This window comes from Pararhodobacter oceanensis, assembly GCF_003076755.1.
Classification (GTDB): Bacteria; Pseudomonadota; Alphaproteobacteria; order Rhodobacterales; family Rhodobacteraceae; genus Pararhodobacter; species Pararhodobacter oceanensis.
Genome location: NZ_QDKM01000002.1, coordinates 487,783 through 501,178, shown reverse-complemented (window position 1 = coordinate 501,178; position 13,396 = coordinate 487,783). Strand labels below are relative to the sequence as shown.

Annotated in this window: 18 protein-coding genes; 11 read left to right on the top strand and 7 right to left on the bottom strand. The window is 64.8% G+C overall.

Annotated features, from left to right (window positions below; all coding sequences use genetic code 11):
- The first annotated feature begins 5 nt into the window (after nt 1-5).
- Complete coding sequence (locus DDE20_RS06775; RefSeq protein WP_116557690.1) at nt 6-488, top strand: c-type cytochrome; 483 nt, start codon at nt 6-8, stop codon at nt 486-488.
- A gap of 123 nt (nt 489-611) precedes the next feature.
- On the opposite strand, the gene DDE20_RS06770 is transcribed toward DDE20_RS06775, so the two are convergent.
- A complete protein-coding gene (locus DDE20_RS06770) occupies nt 612-1,046 on the bottom strand; it encodes an MmcB family DNA repair protein (protein WP_116557689.1) in 435 nt (144 codons plus the stop codon).
- A 338-nt stretch (nt 1,047-1,384) separates the two neighbouring features.
- Complete coding sequence (locus DDE20_RS06765; RefSeq protein ID WP_240607872.1) at nt 1,385-1,822, bottom strand: hypothetical protein; 438 nt, start codon at nt 1,820-1,822, stop codon at nt 1,385-1,387.
- Nucleotides 1,823-2,137: 315 nt separating this feature from the next.
- Here DDE20_RS06765 and DDE20_RS06760 point away from each other — a divergent pair, with 315 nt between their 5' ends.
- The 7 genes from DDE20_RS06760 (at nt 2,138) to nusB (ending at nt 7,047) form a co-directional block, all read left to right on the top strand.
- Nucleotides 2,138-2,641: a type III secretion system chaperone family protein gene (locus DDE20_RS06760; protein ID WP_116557688.1), complete on the top strand. Its 504-nt coding sequence runs from the start codon at nt 2,138-2,140 to the stop codon at nt 2,639-2,641.
- A 28-nt stretch (nt 2,642-2,669) separates the two neighbouring features.
- Nucleotides 2,670-3,482, top strand: coding sequence for a pyrroline-5-carboxylate reductase (gene proC / locus DDE20_RS06755; RefSeq protein ID WP_116557687.1), 813 nt, complete (start codon nt 2,670-2,672; stop codon nt 3,480-3,482).
- Nucleotides 3,479-3,826: a tRNA-binding protein gene (locus DDE20_RS06750; RefSeq protein WP_116557686.1), complete on the top strand. Its 348-nt coding sequence runs from the start codon at nt 3,479-3,481 to the stop codon at nt 3,824-3,826. The genes proC and DDE20_RS06750 overlap by 4 nt, the downstream gene beginning before the upstream one ends.
- The gene (locus tag DDE20_RS06745; RefSeq protein ID WP_116557882.1) at nt 3,826-4,782 is read left to right on the top strand and encodes a 2-hydroxyacid dehydrogenase; all 957 of its coding nucleotides are present in this window, start codon (nt 3,826-3,828) and stop codon (nt 4,780-4,782) included. Before DDE20_RS06750 ends, DDE20_RS06745 begins: the two co-directional genes overlap by 1 nt.
- Nucleotides 4,783-4,924: 142 nt before the next feature.
- A complete protein-coding gene (ribB, locus tag DDE20_RS06740; RefSeq protein WP_116557685.1) occupies nt 4,925-6,043 on the top strand; it encodes a 3,4-dihydroxy-2-butanone-4-phosphate synthase in 1,119 nt (372 codons plus the stop codon).
- A 3-nt stretch (nt 6,044-6,046) separates the two neighbouring features.
- A complete protein-coding gene (locus DDE20_RS06735; protein ID WP_116557684.1) occupies nt 6,047-6,580 on the top strand; it encodes a 6,7-dimethyl-8-ribityllumazine synthase in 534 nt (177 codons plus the stop codon).
- Nucleotides 6,577-7,047, top strand: coding sequence for a transcription antitermination factor NusB (nusB, locus tag DDE20_RS06730; protein WP_116557683.1), 471 nt, complete (start codon nt 6,577-6,579; stop codon nt 7,045-7,047). The genes DDE20_RS06735 and nusB overlap by 4 nt, the downstream gene beginning before the upstream one ends.
- A 135-nt stretch (nt 7,048-7,182) precedes the next feature.
- Here the strand turns inward: nusB and DDE20_RS06725 are convergent, their stop codons facing one another.
- Both DDE20_RS06725 and DDE20_RS06720 read right to left on the bottom strand, forming a co-directional pair.
- Nucleotides 7,183-7,683 (bottom strand): SRPBCC family protein, encoded by a 501-nt coding sequence (locus DDE20_RS06725; RefSeq protein ID WP_116557682.1) that lies wholly within the window; start codon nt 7,681-7,683, stop codon nt 7,183-7,185.
- Nucleotides 7,680-8,021: an ArsR/SmtB family transcription factor gene (locus DDE20_RS06720; RefSeq protein ID WP_116557681.1), complete on the bottom strand. Its 342-nt coding sequence runs from the start codon at nt 8,019-8,021 to the stop codon at nt 7,680-7,682. The genes DDE20_RS06725 and DDE20_RS06720 overlap by 4 nt, the downstream gene beginning before the upstream one ends.
- Nucleotides 8,022-8,148: 127 nt before the next feature.
- Here DDE20_RS06720 and DDE20_RS06715 point away from each other — a divergent pair, with 127 nt between their 5' ends.
- On the top strand, nt 8,149-9,414 hold the full coding sequence (locus tag DDE20_RS06715; RefSeq protein ID WP_116557680.1) for a SulP family inorganic anion transporter: 1,266 nt from the start codon (nt 8,149-8,151) through the stop codon (nt 9,412-9,414).
- On the opposite strand, the gene DDE20_RS06710 is transcribed toward DDE20_RS06715, so the two are convergent.
- Together DDE20_RS06710 and DDE20_RS06705 are read right to left on the bottom strand one after the other, a co-directional pair.
- Nucleotides 9,411-10,124: a ZIP family metal transporter gene (locus DDE20_RS06710; RefSeq protein ID WP_116557679.1), complete on the bottom strand. Its 714-nt coding sequence runs from the start codon at nt 10,122-10,124 to the stop codon at nt 9,411-9,413. The genes DDE20_RS06715 and DDE20_RS06710 overlap by 4 nt on opposite strands.
- A gap of 65 nt (nt 10,125-10,189) precedes the next feature.
- Nucleotides 10,190-11,005 carry an ImuA family protein gene (locus DDE20_RS06705; RefSeq protein WP_205961627.1) on the bottom strand — a complete coding sequence of 272 codons (816 nt, stop codon included), beginning with the start codon at nt 11,003-11,005 and terminating at the stop codon, nt 10,190-10,192.
- A 96-nt stretch (nt 11,006-11,101) separates the two neighbouring features.
- Between DDE20_RS06705 and DDE20_RS06700 the strand changes: the two genes are divergently transcribed.
- Together DDE20_RS06700 and DDE20_RS06695 are read left to right on the top strand one after the other, a co-directional pair.
- Nucleotides 11,102-12,142: an aldo/keto reductase gene (locus DDE20_RS06700; protein WP_116557678.1), complete on the top strand. Its 1,041-nt coding sequence runs from the start codon at nt 11,102-11,104 to the stop codon at nt 12,140-12,142.
- Nucleotides 12,143-12,260: 118 nt separating this feature from the next.
- Nucleotides 12,261-12,752, top strand: coding sequence for a hypothetical protein (locus DDE20_RS06695; RefSeq protein WP_116557677.1), 492 nt, complete (start codon nt 12,261-12,263; stop codon nt 12,750-12,752).
- A gap of 85 nt (nt 12,753-12,837) precedes the next feature.
- Here DDE20_RS06695 and DDE20_RS06690 read toward each other — a convergent pair whose 3' ends face one another.
- Entirely contained in the window at nt 12,838-13,392 is a 555-nt protein-coding gene (locus DDE20_RS06690) for a 5-formyltetrahydrofolate cyclo-ligase (RefSeq protein ID WP_116557676.1), read from the bottom strand.
- Between the last annotated feature and the right edge of the window lie 4 nt (nt 13,393-13,396).

Sequence of the window (13,396 nt, the reverse complement as noted above, 5' to 3'; positions counted from 1 at the left end):
CCATCATGTTGAAAAACGCCGCACTCTCCACACTCGCCGCCCTGACCATGGGGCTTTCGGGAACCGCAGCTTTCGCCGGTGATCCGGCCGCGGGTGAGCGGGAATGGCGCGGTTGCCGCAGCTGCCACGCGCTGACCGATGACGAAGGCAACCAGATCCAGCGCGGCGGACGTTCGGCGCCGAATCTCTACGGGATTCCGGGCGCGGCTGTGGCCTCGGCTGACCCCGATTTCGGCTATTCCGACCCGCTGCTGGCCTATGCCGAAACCGGCGCGGTCTGGAATGAAGAGCTGTTCGTTGAATATGTCACCGATCCGACCGCCTTCCTGCGCCACCATCTGGGTGATGATTCGGTGCGTTCGGCGATGACCTACCGCATGCGCCGCGGCGCCGAGGATATGTGGGCCTATCTGGAAAGCGTCTCGCCTGCGGTTGAAGACGACGCCGCTGCCGGGGACGACGCCGCCGAGGACGCCGCGACCGACTAAGGTTTGCGCTGAGGTCTCAACGCTTCACGTATTGCGCCCCGCCGAGTGATCGCGGGGCGCATTGCGTTTAGGGTCGGGCTTAGGGCGCGGGCGCGGACTGTTAGGGGTGCAGATCGCCGCGTGTCAGGGGCGCGGGTCGCGCAGGGCGTGATGGCGCAGCGCCGCCATTCGGGCGAATTTCAGCGTCACCGCCTTGCGCCGCGGGCCGGTCAGCGGATGGGCGGGCGCCATGGTGACGATCTCGCCAAAGAAATCATCGGCCACAATCAACCCGTGGTCTGGCGGCAGGATCTCGGTGGGGAACTCCGGCGGCACCGCCCAGAAAAACCGGTCGCACCATTCCAGATACCCCTCCCATTTGCGGTCCGAGGTGTAATCGGCGCGGCTGGATTTGCATTCCACCACCCAGATCTCGCCCTTGGCGCCCAAAGCCATGACATCGACGCGCAGACCGGGGCGCGGCGTCACCTCATCGAGGGTGGCGAAATTATGACTTCGCAGCAGGCGACAGACACCGCGCGCCAGTCGCTGGCCGGGTTGCAAAATTGGCTCATCCATCGCCCCAATCTAGCGGATCGGGCGCGGGATTCGAGGCTTTGGCGGGTAAAAATTTCAGGCGATCAATCTGCCGATGGCGCGACTGGCATATCGCGGCAATTCTGCACTTGCCGCCGCCCTCGCCCCTTGAAACCCCGCCCCTGCGGGCCTAGATTTCCTCTTGGCGGGTTCTGCTCTTCCCGAGGACGGCACTTTTCCAGTGGCCGATAAGCATTTCCGAGGGAGCTGGCTCTGCTCTGGTCCTGGCCTTAGCATCTGGCGCCCACCTGATATAGTCAGGCTCTCGGGAAATTTACGCCCGATACGGTCGCTGCGGGCCCGCCACCTTATCCCAGCTTTTAACGGTTTTTGTCGGCTTGTGCGGAGGGTTGATGCGGCTCTTTGACTGGCACCGGAATCGCGATCTTCTGCGCGCGCTGTGACAACGTCCAAGCCTTGAGGCCGCTGTGCGGAGGCCTGTCTGTTGGTTCGGCCATGCGCATGATGGTGATAGCAAATTGCACACCGGCAAAGACCAGCCCGTTAAAGAAAAACAGCAAAAACCCCGCGATGGCGCCGCCTTGGGTGGACAGCATCAGCGAGCGCAGATTGGCCACGTCAAACCCCAGCAGCAGGCCGACAAACGCCGCCGAGAGGCCGAAACCGATGGCGATCTGGGTGAAATACACCCGCACCAGACGCGGCAGGCCAAAGCGCGGGCGCTCCGAATCGGCATGCGCCTCGCCGCTGTGATAGGGCGCGCGTGTGGGGATCTGCTCGGTGATCTTCTCGTCCATAATTACCTCCTGAGAGCGCGAGTATAGCAAATCCGCCCCATGCGCCGCCACGGGTGATATCGCCGCAGCCCCGAACACGCTAGGATTGAGCGGCGCGACCGGCGGAACCCCGCCCGCCTGCGCCAAAATGCGGGTGAAATGCACCGGCAAAGCGCCGCAAACACCTTATCCACAAGAAAATTTCCTTTACAGGCTTTCGGTTTTGGCCCACCATATCTAGTAAGAGCGGTAACGAGACACCGCCGCACCTTGCTGAACCCCGCAATGTATAGTGGGGGCGGCGATTGTTGAGGCTAGATCAGAGAAGGTCAGGACATGCCCCTGTCCGCGGACTATACCCTGAGCGACGATATCCACCCGATCGACATTGTCGAGACGCTGGCCCACCATCACGCGTGGGAATTCGACCGCGTCGGGGATGATCAGATCGCGATGGCCGTTGAGGGCCAATGGCGCGGATACGCGCTGACGCTGGCATGGTCCAGCCCCGATCAGACTCTGCGGCTGATTTGCACCTTCGAGATGGAGCCGCCCGAAGCGCGGATGGCCGAGCTTTATGAGGCGCTCAATCTGACCAATGATATGGTCTGGTCGGGTGGCTTTACCTATTGGGCGGCGCAGGGGCTGATGGTCTGGCGCTACGGGCTGTTGCTGTCCGGCGGGCAGATCGCCGCGCCCGAGCAGATCGACCAGATGATCCAGACTGCAGTGGCCGCCTGTGAGCGGTTCTATCCGGCGTTTCAACTCGTCGCCTGGGCGGATCGTGCGCCCGAGGATGCGTTGAAACTCGCCATTGCACAGGCCTACGGGCGCGCCTAACCTGCCCCCGAAATTACGGGGGTTTACCATGGATTTGAGTGATTTGAACGCGGGCGGTCTGGTGCTGCTGGGCTGCGGCAAGATGGGGTCTGCGCTGCTCGAGGGCTGGCTGAAGAACGGGGTCGCGCCGGCGTCGGTCTATGTGCTCGATCCGATGCCCTCGGACTGGCTGAAATCCACCGGCGTCAAGATCAACCAAGGCATGCCCGAGACACCGGCGATGGCGCTGCTGGCGGTGAAACCCCAGATGATGGGCGAGGCGCTGCCCGCGTTGCAGGCGTTGGGTGGCGGCGGCACGGTGTTTGTCTCGGTCGCAGCGGGGACCTCCTTGGCGACAATCGAGGGCGCTTTGGGCGCGGGCACGCCGGTGGTGCGGGCAATGCCGAACACCCCCGCCGCAGTGGGCCGCGGGATCACCGCGCTGATCGGCAACGCGCATGTACCGGCGGACGCTTTGGAGCTGGCACGGGTGTTGATGGGCGCGGTCGGCCAGACGGTGATGCTGGAGGATGAGGCGCAGATGGATGCGGTGACGGCGGTCTCGGGCTCGGGTCCGGCCTATGTGTTCCACCTGATCGAAACGCTGGCGGCGGCGGGTGAGGCGCAAGGGTTATCCGAGGATCTGGCGCTGCAACTGGCGCGGGCGACGGTGGCGGGGGCTGGTGCGCTGGCCGAAGGGGCCGACGAGGCGCCGGGGCAGTTGCGAGTCAATGTGACCTCGCCCAATGGCACCACGGCGGCGGCGCTGGCGGTGCTGATGGATGAAGACAGCGGGTTTCCGGCGCTGTTGAGCCGTGCGGTGCAGGCGGCGGCGGATCGGTCGCGGGAGTTGGGGCAATGACGGTGACTGAGACGATTTCCTTTGATGACTTCATGAAGGTGGATATCCGCGTCGGCACGGTGACGGCGGTCGAGGACTTCCCGCAGGCGCGCAAACCGGCGTGGAAGCTGACGGTGGATTTCGGGCCGGAGATTGGGGTGAAACGCTCGTCAGCGCAGATCACTGATTTGTATGGGCGCGAGGAGTTGCTGGGGCGGCAGGTGCTGGCGGTGGTGAATTTCCCGCCGCGCCAGATCGGGCCGTTTATGTCAGAGGTGCTGGTGCTTGGCCTGCACAATGAGGCGGGCGCGGTGGTGCTGGCGGGAGCCGAGCGCGCGACGCCCGATGGGGCGCGGCTGTGCTGATGCGGTTGCTAATCACACGGCCCCTGCCGGACGCGGTGCTCGACGCGGCGCGGGCGGAATTTGACGTGACCGTGCGCGACAGCAATCTGCCGATGGACCATGACGAAATGCTGGCGGCGCTGCGGGAGTTTGACGTGATCCTGCCAACGCTGGGCGACCGGTTTCAGGCGGAGGTCTTTGCCGCCTGCCCCACGCCGCGCGCCAAGCTCTTGGCGAATTTCGGCGTCGGGTATAACCATATCGACGTGGCGGCGGCGCGGGCGGCGGGGGTTGCGGTGAGCAATACGCCGGGTGCGGTGACCGATGCCACGGCGGATCTGGCGCTGACCTTGATGCTGATGACCGCTCGGCGGGCTGCCGAGGGTGAGCGGCTGGTACGCGCGGGCGATTGGCAGGGCTGGCATCCGACGCAGCTATTGGGGCTGCATATGTCGGGCAAGACGCTGGGCATTGTCGGCATGGGGCGGATCGGGCAGGCGATTGCCAAACGCGCGCATTTCGGTTTCGGCATGGCGATCCGCTATGTCACCCGCAGCAAGCGCGACTTGCCGGAGCTGCCGGAGGCGCAAGGGATGACGGATCTGCACGCGCTGATGGCGTCTTCGGATATCGTGGTGATTGCCGCGCCCGCCACGCCGGAAACGCATCATATGATCAATGCCGAGGCGCTGGCGGCGATGCAAAGCCATGCGCTGCTGATCAATATCGCGCGCGGGGATATTGTTGACGAAGCGGCGCTGATCGCGGCGCTGGAGGCGCGCAGCATTGGCGGCGCGGGGCTGGATGTCTATGAATTCGAGCCAGAGGTGCCCGCACGGCTGATTGCCTGCGAGAACGCGGTGCTGCTGCCGCATCTGGGCACCAATGCGCTGGAAGTGCGCAGCCAGATGGGGCTGATGGCCGTGGCGAATGCTCTGGCGCATAAACAGGGCAGGCCGCTGCCCAATCCGGTTTAGCCCGTTTGCGCACCGCCTGAGGTTGCACCACACTGGTTAAGCGCCGATTAAGCGGCGTTTCGCCGCGACGCATTCGACGCCTGCCCCTTTCGCCCGCGCCCCCCATGCGCTATTTGACGCGTCAGAGCGACAGGAGTGGCGGATGGAATACGAAAAGCCGGGTCCGGTGGAAGAAAACTGGCGTGAGGCGATCTCGAGCATCGAAGAGATCATCGACGACGCGCGCAATGGCCGGATGTTCATCCTTGTGGACCATGAGGACCGCGAGAACGAGGGCGATCTGGTGATCCCCGCGCAGATGGCGACCCCCGAGGCGATCAACTTCATGGCCACCCACGGGCGCGGGCTGATCTGCCTGACCCTGCCCGGCTCGCGGATTGATGCGCTGGGCCTGTCGCTGATGTCGACGAATAACGCCTCGCGCCATGAGACCGCCTTCACCATTTCCATCGAGGCGCGCGAAGGCGTGACCACCGGCATCTCGGCCTATGACCGCGCGCGCACTGTCGCGGTGGCGATTGATCCGACGAAAAACGCCGCCGATATCGCCACGCCGGGGCATATTTTCCCGCTGCGCGCGCGTGAGGGCGGGGTCTTGGTGCGTGCCGGTCATACCGAGGCGGCGGTGGATATCTCGCGGCTGGCGGGGCTGAATGCCTCGGGCGTGATCTGCGAGATTATGAAAGACGACGGCGATATGGCGCGGCTGCCCGATCTGATCGGCTTTGCGCAGAAACACGGGCTGAAAATCGGCACCATCGCCGATCTGATCGCCTACCGGCGGCGTCATGACAATCTGGTGCGCGAGACCGCGAAACGGATGGTCACCTCGGCCCATGGTGGCGACTGGGAGATGCGGATTTTCACCGACCAGACCCATGGCTCGGAGCATATCGCGCTGTCGATGGGCGATCTGACCGCGCCGGAGCCGGTGCTGGTGCGGATGCATGCGATGGACCCGCTGGAAGATATTCTGGGCATCGGTGACGGCCATTCGGGCGATATTCGCGGCGCGATGAAGGTGATTGCCGAAGCCGGTCGCGGCGTTGTCGTCTTGCTGCGTGATACCCATATGAAGCTCTCGCTCAATGATGAGGCCAGCCCGCAGACCCTGCGTCAATACGGGCTGGGCGCGCAGATCCTTGCCGCCATCGGCCTGCATGAGTTGACGCTGATCACCAATTCGCCCACGCCGCGGGTCGTCGGACTCGAGGCCTACGGGCTGCACATCGCGGGCACCCGCCCCATTCCCAAGGAGTGAGACATGGCCGGAGCCAGTCACTATACCCTGCCGCTGCCTGAATTCGACAAGCCGGTCAACGCGCTGATCGTCGTTGCGCCCTATTACCGCGACATTGCCGATATGATGATCAAGGGCGCCCGCGCCACGCTTGAGGCCGCCGGTGCGACGCATGAGTTGATCGAAGTGCCCGGCGCACTGGAAGTGCCCGCCGCCATCGGTCAGGCGTTCCGCATGTCGGATTTTGACGCGTTTGTCGCGCTTGGCTGCGTGATCCGCGGCGAGACCACGCATTATGACACGGTGTGCAATGACAGTTCGCGCGGTTTGACGCTGTTGTCGATGCAGGGCGCCTGTCTGGGCAACGGCATTCTGACCGTCGAGAATATGGAACAGGCGGTTGTGCGCGCCGATCCCGAAGATCAGGACAAAGGCGGCGGCGCGGCGGCGGCGGCACTGCATCTGGTGGCGCTGGCACGGCGCTGGGGCGGGGTGAAATCGGGCATCGGTTTTCGTCCCAAGGACAGCCAGTTGGCCAAAGGGGGCGACAGCGTATGAGCATTCCCACCGACAAACGCGCGATGCGCTCGGCGGCGCGGTTCTATGCCGTGCAGGCGCTGTTCCAGATGGAGGTCTCGGGGCAGACCGTCGAACAGGTGCGGGTGGAGTTTGAGACCCACCGCATCGGCGCCGAAGCCGAGGGCGAGACATGGGTCGAGGCGGATCTGAAGCATTTTCGCAAGACCGTCGACCGTGCGGTCGATGATCAGGCACGGATCGACCAGATGACCGACCGTGCGCTGGTCGCCAAATGGCCGATTGCGCGGATTGACCCGACCCTGCGAGCGCTGTTTCGCGCCGCCGGTGCCGAATTGGTCGACGCGGGCACCCCGCCGCGGGTGGTGATCACCGAATTCGTCCAAATCGCGCAGGCGTTTTTCCCCGATGGTCGCGAGCCGAAATTCGTCAATGCGGTGCTTGACCATATGGCGCGCGAGGCACGGCCCGAGGCGTTCTCGGGATAAGATTTGCGCAAAGCGCTGGCGCGGCTGTAAGTATGGCCGCGCTGACGGGGTTCGCCTCTTGGTGTGAGGGCAACGTCGCTAATACGGCTTCGCCCCCAACAGATAGTTTGCGCCGCTGGTTGCCGGTGCCGTGCGCTAGAGCAGCGTTCGGGCATAGGCCTCAAGCTGGGTGCAGACTGTGCCCCAGCCGTCGAAAAACCCCATATCTTCATGCGTTTGGCGGGCCTCGGGTGAGCGGTGCCGCGCGGTGGCGGTGTAGCTTGTCGCCCCCTCGCCCGCATCCGCAAAGTCGATGATCGCGGTCATGAAGGGGTCGGGCGCGGGTTTCCACCCCTCGGCATAGGCATCGGTGAAGACCAGCCGCCGCCCCTCGATCACCTCCAGCCAGACGCCCTTATTGTCCATCACATAGCCCTCGACCTCGAAGCTGGTGTTGAAGCGCCCGCCCACCCGCAGATCAATCTCGCAGGCCAGCACTTTATGCGGCGCGGGCATGAAAAATTGGGTGATATGTTCGGGCGTCGTCCAGCAGCGCCACAGCAGTTCGCGCGGCGCTTGCAGGATGCGGGTGAAGCTCAGGTCGGTGTCGGGATCGAGATCGCGGGCGAGATCGGCGGCGGTTTGGGAAGTGGTCATGTCTCTGCGTCCTTTGCCAATTGGGTCACGTAATCATCGAACCGGTCCAGCCGCCCCTGCCAGAGCGCGCGCTGCGCCTCGAGCCAGTGTTGCGCGGGCAGAAAGGCCTCGGGGGCGAGCGCACAGATCCGCGTGCGGCCGCGTTTTTCGCTTATCACCAGCCCTGCGTCCTGAAGTTTGCGCAGATGCCCCATAAAAGAGGGCAGCGCCATGTCATGCGGTGCCGCGAGTTCGCTGACGCTGGCCTCGCCGCGCGCCAGCCGCTGCAGGATCGCGCGGCGGGTCGGATCGCCGAGGGCGGCGAAACAGAGGTCGAGGGCGGGGTCCAACTTAGCCATTTGCCTTAGTAACTCCGCGAGGTGATTCGGTCAAGACGCTTAGATGAATGGCTAAGTGACGGCCTGAGCACCGGCCTAAGTGTCGCAGATGCTTGCACTTTGCGCGATTTAGGGAAATCTTAACGCCATGAAACCTAAACTGATCTCGACGCTGGCAACCTATGACCGCCAGCAATTCGCCAGCGATCTGGTCGCGGGGGTGACGGTGGCGATGGTCGCCCTGCCCCTGAGCCTTGCGATTGCCATAGCCTCGGGCGCGGGGCCGGAAAAAGGGCTGGTGACGGCAATTGTCGCCGGTTTCCTGATCTCGTTTCTCGGCGGCAGCCGCGTGCAGATCGGTGGGCCGACGGGGGCGTTTATCGTTGTCGTTTTCGGCGTGATTGCCGATTACGGCTATGACGGGCTGGTGCTGGCGACGTTTATGGCCGGCGGTATCATGCTGCTCGCGGGGCTGTTGCGGGCGGGCAATCTGGTGGCCTTTGTGCCGGGACCGGTGATCAACGGCTTCACCATCGGCATCGGGGTGATCATCGCCGCCAGCCAGCTGAGCGATCTGTTTGGCCTGTCGATTGCGCAGGTGCCGGCGGAATTCATCGCCAAGATGGAGGCGCTCTGGGCGGCGCGGGACACGGTGAACAGTCTGGCGCTGGTGATCGGGCTGGCGACGATGGCGGGGATCGTGGCGCTGCGCCGCCTGTCGCCGCGAATGCCCGGGTTGATCATTGCGGTCGGGCTGGCCTCGGCTTTGGTGGCGCTGGCCTCGCTGCCGGTGGATACGATTCTGTCACGCTTTGGCCCCCTGCCCAGCCGCCTGCCAATGCCCGCCCTACCCGAGATCAGCGCCGCGCGGCTGGTCGAATTGCTGCCTTCGGCGTTTATCATCGCCTTTCTGGCCAGCGTCGAATCGCTGCTTTCGGCGATGGTGGCCGACAAGATGATCGGCGGGCAGCACCGGCCCAATGCCGAAGTTCTGGCGCAGGGGTTTGCCAATCTCGGCTCGGCGCTGTTTGGCGGGTTGCCCGCGACCGGCGCGATTGCCCGCACCGCAACCAATATCCGCGCCGGTGGCAAAACGCCGGTGGCGGGGATCGTGCATGCATTGACCATCCTGCTGGTGATGCTGGTGGCGGCGCCCTTGGCCGGTTATCTGGCGATGCCGGCGCTGGCCGGTCTGCTGATCCTGACCGCGTGGAATATGAGCGAGCCGCATAAATGGCGCGGCTATCTGCAAGACCGGCGCTCGGATCAGGTGCTGCTGGTGTTAACCTTGCTGCTGACGGTGTTTGTCGATCTGACGGTGGCAATCGGCGTCGGCGTGGCGGTCGGTCTGGCGCTGCGGCTGCGGCGCAATGATGCGGGGATGGAGAAGGACTGGACCCCGCCCGAGCGCTAGAGGGTCAGCATATGGCCGATGAGGCCGACCAGAAAGCCGATCACCGCGCCGAGTTGCGGCGCCCAATGGGCCTCGAGTTCGGCCTGCGGGGCGATATCTTTGAAGGTCAGATAGATGATCCCCGCCGCCGCCGCCAACATCATCGCGCCCAGTAACTGCGGGCTCTGCGAGAGCACCTCATGGCCGAGATAGGCGCAGAGCGGGCCGATCAGGATCATCGCCCAGAAGCTGATCAATATGGTGGATTTGCGGTGCGCGCCGCTGGCCTTGATCTCGCGGAAGGCGTTGAAACCCTCGGGCAGGTTTTGCACCGCGATCAGGAAGGCCAGCAAGATGCCGGTCGGCTTGCCCAGCGCCAGCGCCGCACCGAGCGCAATCGCCTCGGGGATGAAGTCCAAAAGCATCGCCATCAATTGCGAGACCGATCCGCCCTTTTGCGCGATCAGCCGGTCGAGCAGGAAAAACCCCAACCCGCCAAGGGTGAAGGATACGATCACCCAGAGCATCGAGAGTTCATGAATACCCTCGGGCACCAGCACCAGCGTCGTCGCCGCCATCAGCACGCCGCCGCCAAAGGCGATCACCGAATGGCGAAATTCATCCTCGAGCCAGCGCTGGCGGATATGTTCAACACTGGCGAGATGCGCGCCGAGCGGGATCGTGCTGCCGGCGCCCAGCGCCAGCAATAGCGAGAGGGTCAGACTGTCCATGGGGGGATCATAGCGCCAGTTTTCCCGCCATTACAAGCGTTTGGCGGGTGACACGGCCTGCCGCTTTACAGCGCCAGCACCTGCGGGCGCCATGGGCCGTTCGCCTCCGCGCTGCCCACCGGTGGCGGGTGCAGGCGCAATTCCCAGTCTTTGGGCGGCTGTCCGCGCTGCAATTGCCGCCCGAGCCGCCAGCGCGGCGCGGCGGGCCGCAGCAGCGCGGGATCGGGCGGCATGTGATGCAGCGACCAGCGGCTTTCGACCCCCGCGATGGCACTGCGCGCGGTCTCATGACCCAGCATCACCCCCAAGGGCGCGGGCGCGTGGCGGCCCGCCTGCCGGTTGCGCATCAGCCCCTCATCCGCCGCCATATGCAGCCGCCGCACCTGCCGCAGGTCCGGCGCTTCGGCGATCTCGCCGATGACCAGCGCAATACAGCCCGAGCGCAGGGATTCCTCCATGCTCCACAAAACATCGACCGGACGTTTGCACTTGGCGATGATCAGGGCGCTGGGATCCTGCATCAATGTGGCCAGCCCGTAGGGGTAAAACCCATCGCTGCGCCAGGCCGGCCGGAACCAGATCACCGGTCCCTCGGGCTGCGCCGCCCCCACCGCCAGCGCCGCCAATGTGCGCCGCGCGGAGCCGGTGAATTCATGCACCCGCCCGCGCGCCAAGGCGACATCTTGCAGCGGCTGTAAAGGATAAAGCGGCGCGGGCGGCGGGCCGTCATCGCGGCCTGCGGCGGCGTTCAGCTCGGCCATAAGCTGCGCGGCGCGGGCGAGTTTGGGGTTGGCTTTGGGGTCAGCCTTGGGGTCGGCGGCCGCAGTGGTCCCGGCGCTGGAACGGGGGCTTTGAGGGGGCTGTTCGGGGTGATCCTTCATGCCTCACCCTAGCATGTTCGCGCTATGTTCTCAATTCCGCTTCTCTTGTTTTTCACTCTGAAACCGCTAGGCTGCGGGGCTGATAAGGAATATGGAATGACCAGATACACGCTTCGCGATACCGCCCTGACGATCCCTGATTTTTGTTTGGGCACAATGACTTGGGGCCATCAGACCCCGCTTGAAGACGCCCATCGCCAGATTGATATGGCGCTTGAACACGGGGTGGATTTTCTCGACACCGCCGAAATGTATCCGGTCAATCCGATCCGCATCGAATCACGCGGCGCCACCGAGCGCGTTATCGGCGCGTGGAACGCCAAAGGCGGGCGCGACCGGCTGGTGATCGCCTCGAAAATCAGTGGCGAGGGCGCCGGTGTGTTCGAAGGCGGCGCGCCGATGATCGGGGCGGCGCGGCTGCGTTCTGCGGTCGAAGAGGCGCTGGCGCGGTTGCAGACCGACCATATTGATATTTACCAACTTCACTGGCCCAATCGCGGCTCGTATCATTTCCGCAAGAACTGGAATTTCCAACCGCCGACGGGCAAAGCAGAGGTCCGCGCCCATATCACCGAGGTGCTGCGCGAGGCGGCGGCGCTGATCGAAGAGGGCAAGATCGGCGCGATTGCCCTGTCCAACGAATCGGCTTGGGGGCTGGCGCAATGGAGCGCGATTGCCGAAGCCGAAGGGCTGCCGCGGGTGGCCACGGTGCAGAATGAATACTCCTTGCTGTGCCGGTTATTCGACACCGATATGGCCGAGGCCTGCACGCTGGAAGAGGTACCGAATTTGGCGTTTTCACCGCTGGCGGCGGGGCTGTTGACCGGCAAATACGCGGGCGATGTGACGCCCGAGGGATCGCGCCGGTCGGTGAATGCGGAACTGGGCGGGCGGTTGACCCCGCGGGTGTTTGACGCCGTCGCCGCCTATCTGGGGCTGGCGCGCGATTTCGGGCTCGATCCGGTGCAGATGGCGCTGGCATGGCACCGCACGCGGCCGTTTACCTCGATCCCGATCCTTGGCGCCACCAGTGCCGAGCAACTGGCGCGGCAGCTTCCGGCCCGCGATCTGACCCTGCCCGATGAGTTGCTGGCGGCGATTGACCAGACCCATAAAGACCACCCGATGCCCTATTGAACGGCGCTGCGCGGCGCTCGGGGACTATCCCTGAGCGCCACCCTGAGCGCCGCTTTTCGACCCAGTAAAAACGAGAGTTCACACCACGGCCCACCGCAACTGACCAACCGAGGATCATATGACCCGATTACTGACCGCATTCGCCTTGATGATACTTCCGATGGTCGCCCTGACGGGCTGTGTGATCGACCCGAACGGCCTGCCGCAGGGGCTCTATTACACGCCGCCCGCACCCGTCGCCCAGCCGCAGGCGCAGGAACCGGCCTATAATCCGAATTTCGACGCGACTTATGACAGCGAAGGCCCGTCGCGCCCGACGCCGGAATACGTGGCACCCGAAACCCGCGTGACGCCGCCACCCTCGGGGGCGATGCTGGCCCGCCAGCGCGCCGCCTGCACCAGCGACGGCGGGCGGTTCATGGCGCGCGGCGCCGAGGCCTATGCCTGCGTCTATCAAACCAGCGATTCCGGGCGGCAATGTGATGAGGCCAGCGATTGCGAAGGCGCCTGTCTGGCGCGCTCGCGGACCTGCGCGCCGATGCAGCCGATCTTTGGCTGCCAAGAGGTGTTTACCAGCGCCGGACAGCGCGAGACCGTCTGCACGGATTAACGGTTAACACCCGCGATTAATGATGAACCGCGGGAGTTAACGATGAAGGGTTCGGAAGCGCTGCACCCGACGCCTGCGCTGCGGCCTAGCCAAAGCGGCGCAGGCCGCTCTCGGTGACAATGCCGTCAAGCCGCTGGTCATATTGGTCAATCGGCACCTGCGATAACTCTTGCGCATCAAAGGCATAGCCCAGCGCCAGCACCGGCCCCGCCGCCCGCAACAGGGCCAGCGTGCGGTCATAAAACCCGCCGCCATAGCCCAGACGGTAGCCCTGCGCGTCAAAACCGACCAGCGGCACGATCACCACCCGCGGGGTGATCACCTCGGCGTCACGGGGCACCTGCGCGCCAAAGGGGCCATCGACCAGCGCGCAGCTATGGCTCCAGCGGTGAAACTCCAGCGGCTGGCCCGCGCCACGGATCACCGGCACGCCGACCACGCCCGCATGCGCCGCCATCACCGGCAGCGGGTCAACCTCGGTGCGGATCGGCATATAGCCCGCCAGCGCGTCCTGCGCATAGGGCGCCAAAGCCGCCGCCAATTGCGCCTGCGCGGCGGCATCGCGCGCCCCGGATTTCGCCGCTTTCCGCGCCGCAAACGCCAGCTTGCGCGCTGCGGTTTTCTGCCCGTCGATCTTCATCTCG

What these genes read in the sequence shown, in the direction of transcription:
- DDE20_RS06705 (WP_205961627.1), bottom strand. Translation starts at nt 11,005, where the DNA reads ATGAAGGATCACCCCGAACAGCCCCCTCAAAGCCCCCGTTCCAGCGCC.
- DDE20_RS06695 (WP_116557677.1), top strand. Translation starts at nt 12,261, where the DNA reads ATGACCCGATTACTGACCGCATTCGCCTTGATGATACTTCCGATGGTC.
- nusB (WP_116557683.1), top strand. Translation starts at nt 6,577, where the DNA reads ATGAGCATTCCCACCGACAAACGCGCGATGCGCTCGGCGGCGCGGTTC.
- DDE20_RS06725 (WP_116557682.1), bottom strand. Translation starts at nt 7,683, where the DNA reads ATGACCACTTCCCAAACCGCCGCCGATCTCGCCCGCGATCTCGATCCC.
- DDE20_RS06760 (WP_116557688.1), top strand. Translation starts at nt 2,138, where the DNA reads ATGCCCCTGTCCGCGGACTATACCCTGAGCGACGATATCCACCCGATC.
- DDE20_RS06690 (WP_116557676.1), bottom strand. Translation starts at nt 13,392, where the DNA reads ATGAAGATCGACGGGCAGAAAACCGCAGCGCGCAAGCTGGCGTTTGCG.
- DDE20_RS06735 (WP_116557684.1), top strand. Translation starts at nt 6,047, where the DNA reads ATGGCCGGAGCCAGTCACTATACCCTGCCGCTGCCTGAATTCGACAAG.
- ribB (WP_116557685.1), top strand. Translation starts at nt 4,925, where the DNA reads ATGGAATACGAAAAGCCGGGTCCGGTGGAAGAAAACTGGCGTGAGGCG.
- proC (WP_116557687.1), top strand. Translation starts at nt 2,670, where the DNA reads ATGGATTTGAGTGATTTGAACGCGGGCGGTCTGGTGCTGCTGGGCTGC.
- DDE20_RS06770 (WP_116557689.1), bottom strand. Translation starts at nt 1,046, where the DNA reads ATGGATGAGCCAATTTTGCAACCCGGCCAGCGACTGGCGCGCGGTGTC.
- DDE20_RS06745 (WP_116557882.1), top strand. Translation starts at nt 3,826, where the DNA reads ATGCGGTTGCTAATCACACGGCCCCTGCCGGACGCGGTGCTCGACGCG.
- DDE20_RS06710 (WP_116557679.1), bottom strand. Translation starts at nt 10,124, where the DNA reads ATGGACAGTCTGACCCTCTCGCTATTGCTGGCGCTGGGCGCCGGCAGC.
- DDE20_RS06765 (WP_240607872.1), bottom strand. Translation starts at nt 1,822, where the DNA reads ATGGACGAGAAGATCACCGAGCAGATCCCCACACGCGCGCCCTATCAC.
- DDE20_RS06700 (WP_116557678.1), top strand. Translation starts at nt 11,102, where the DNA reads ATGACCAGATACACGCTTCGCGATACCGCCCTGACGATCCCTGATTTT.
- DDE20_RS06715 (WP_116557680.1), top strand. Translation starts at nt 8,149, where the DNA reads ATGAAACCTAAACTGATCTCGACGCTGGCAACCTATGACCGCCAGCAA.
- DDE20_RS06720 (WP_116557681.1), bottom strand. Translation starts at nt 8,021, where the DNA reads ATGGCTAAGTTGGACCCCGCCCTCGACCTCTGTTTCGCCGCCCTCGGC.
- DDE20_RS06775 (WP_116557690.1), top strand. Translation starts at nt 6, where the DNA reads ATGTTGAAAAACGCCGCACTCTCCACACTCGCCGCCCTGACCATGGGG.
- DDE20_RS06750 (WP_116557686.1), top strand. Translation starts at nt 3,479, where the DNA reads ATGACGGTGACTGAGACGATTTCCTTTGATGACTTCATGAAGGTGGAT.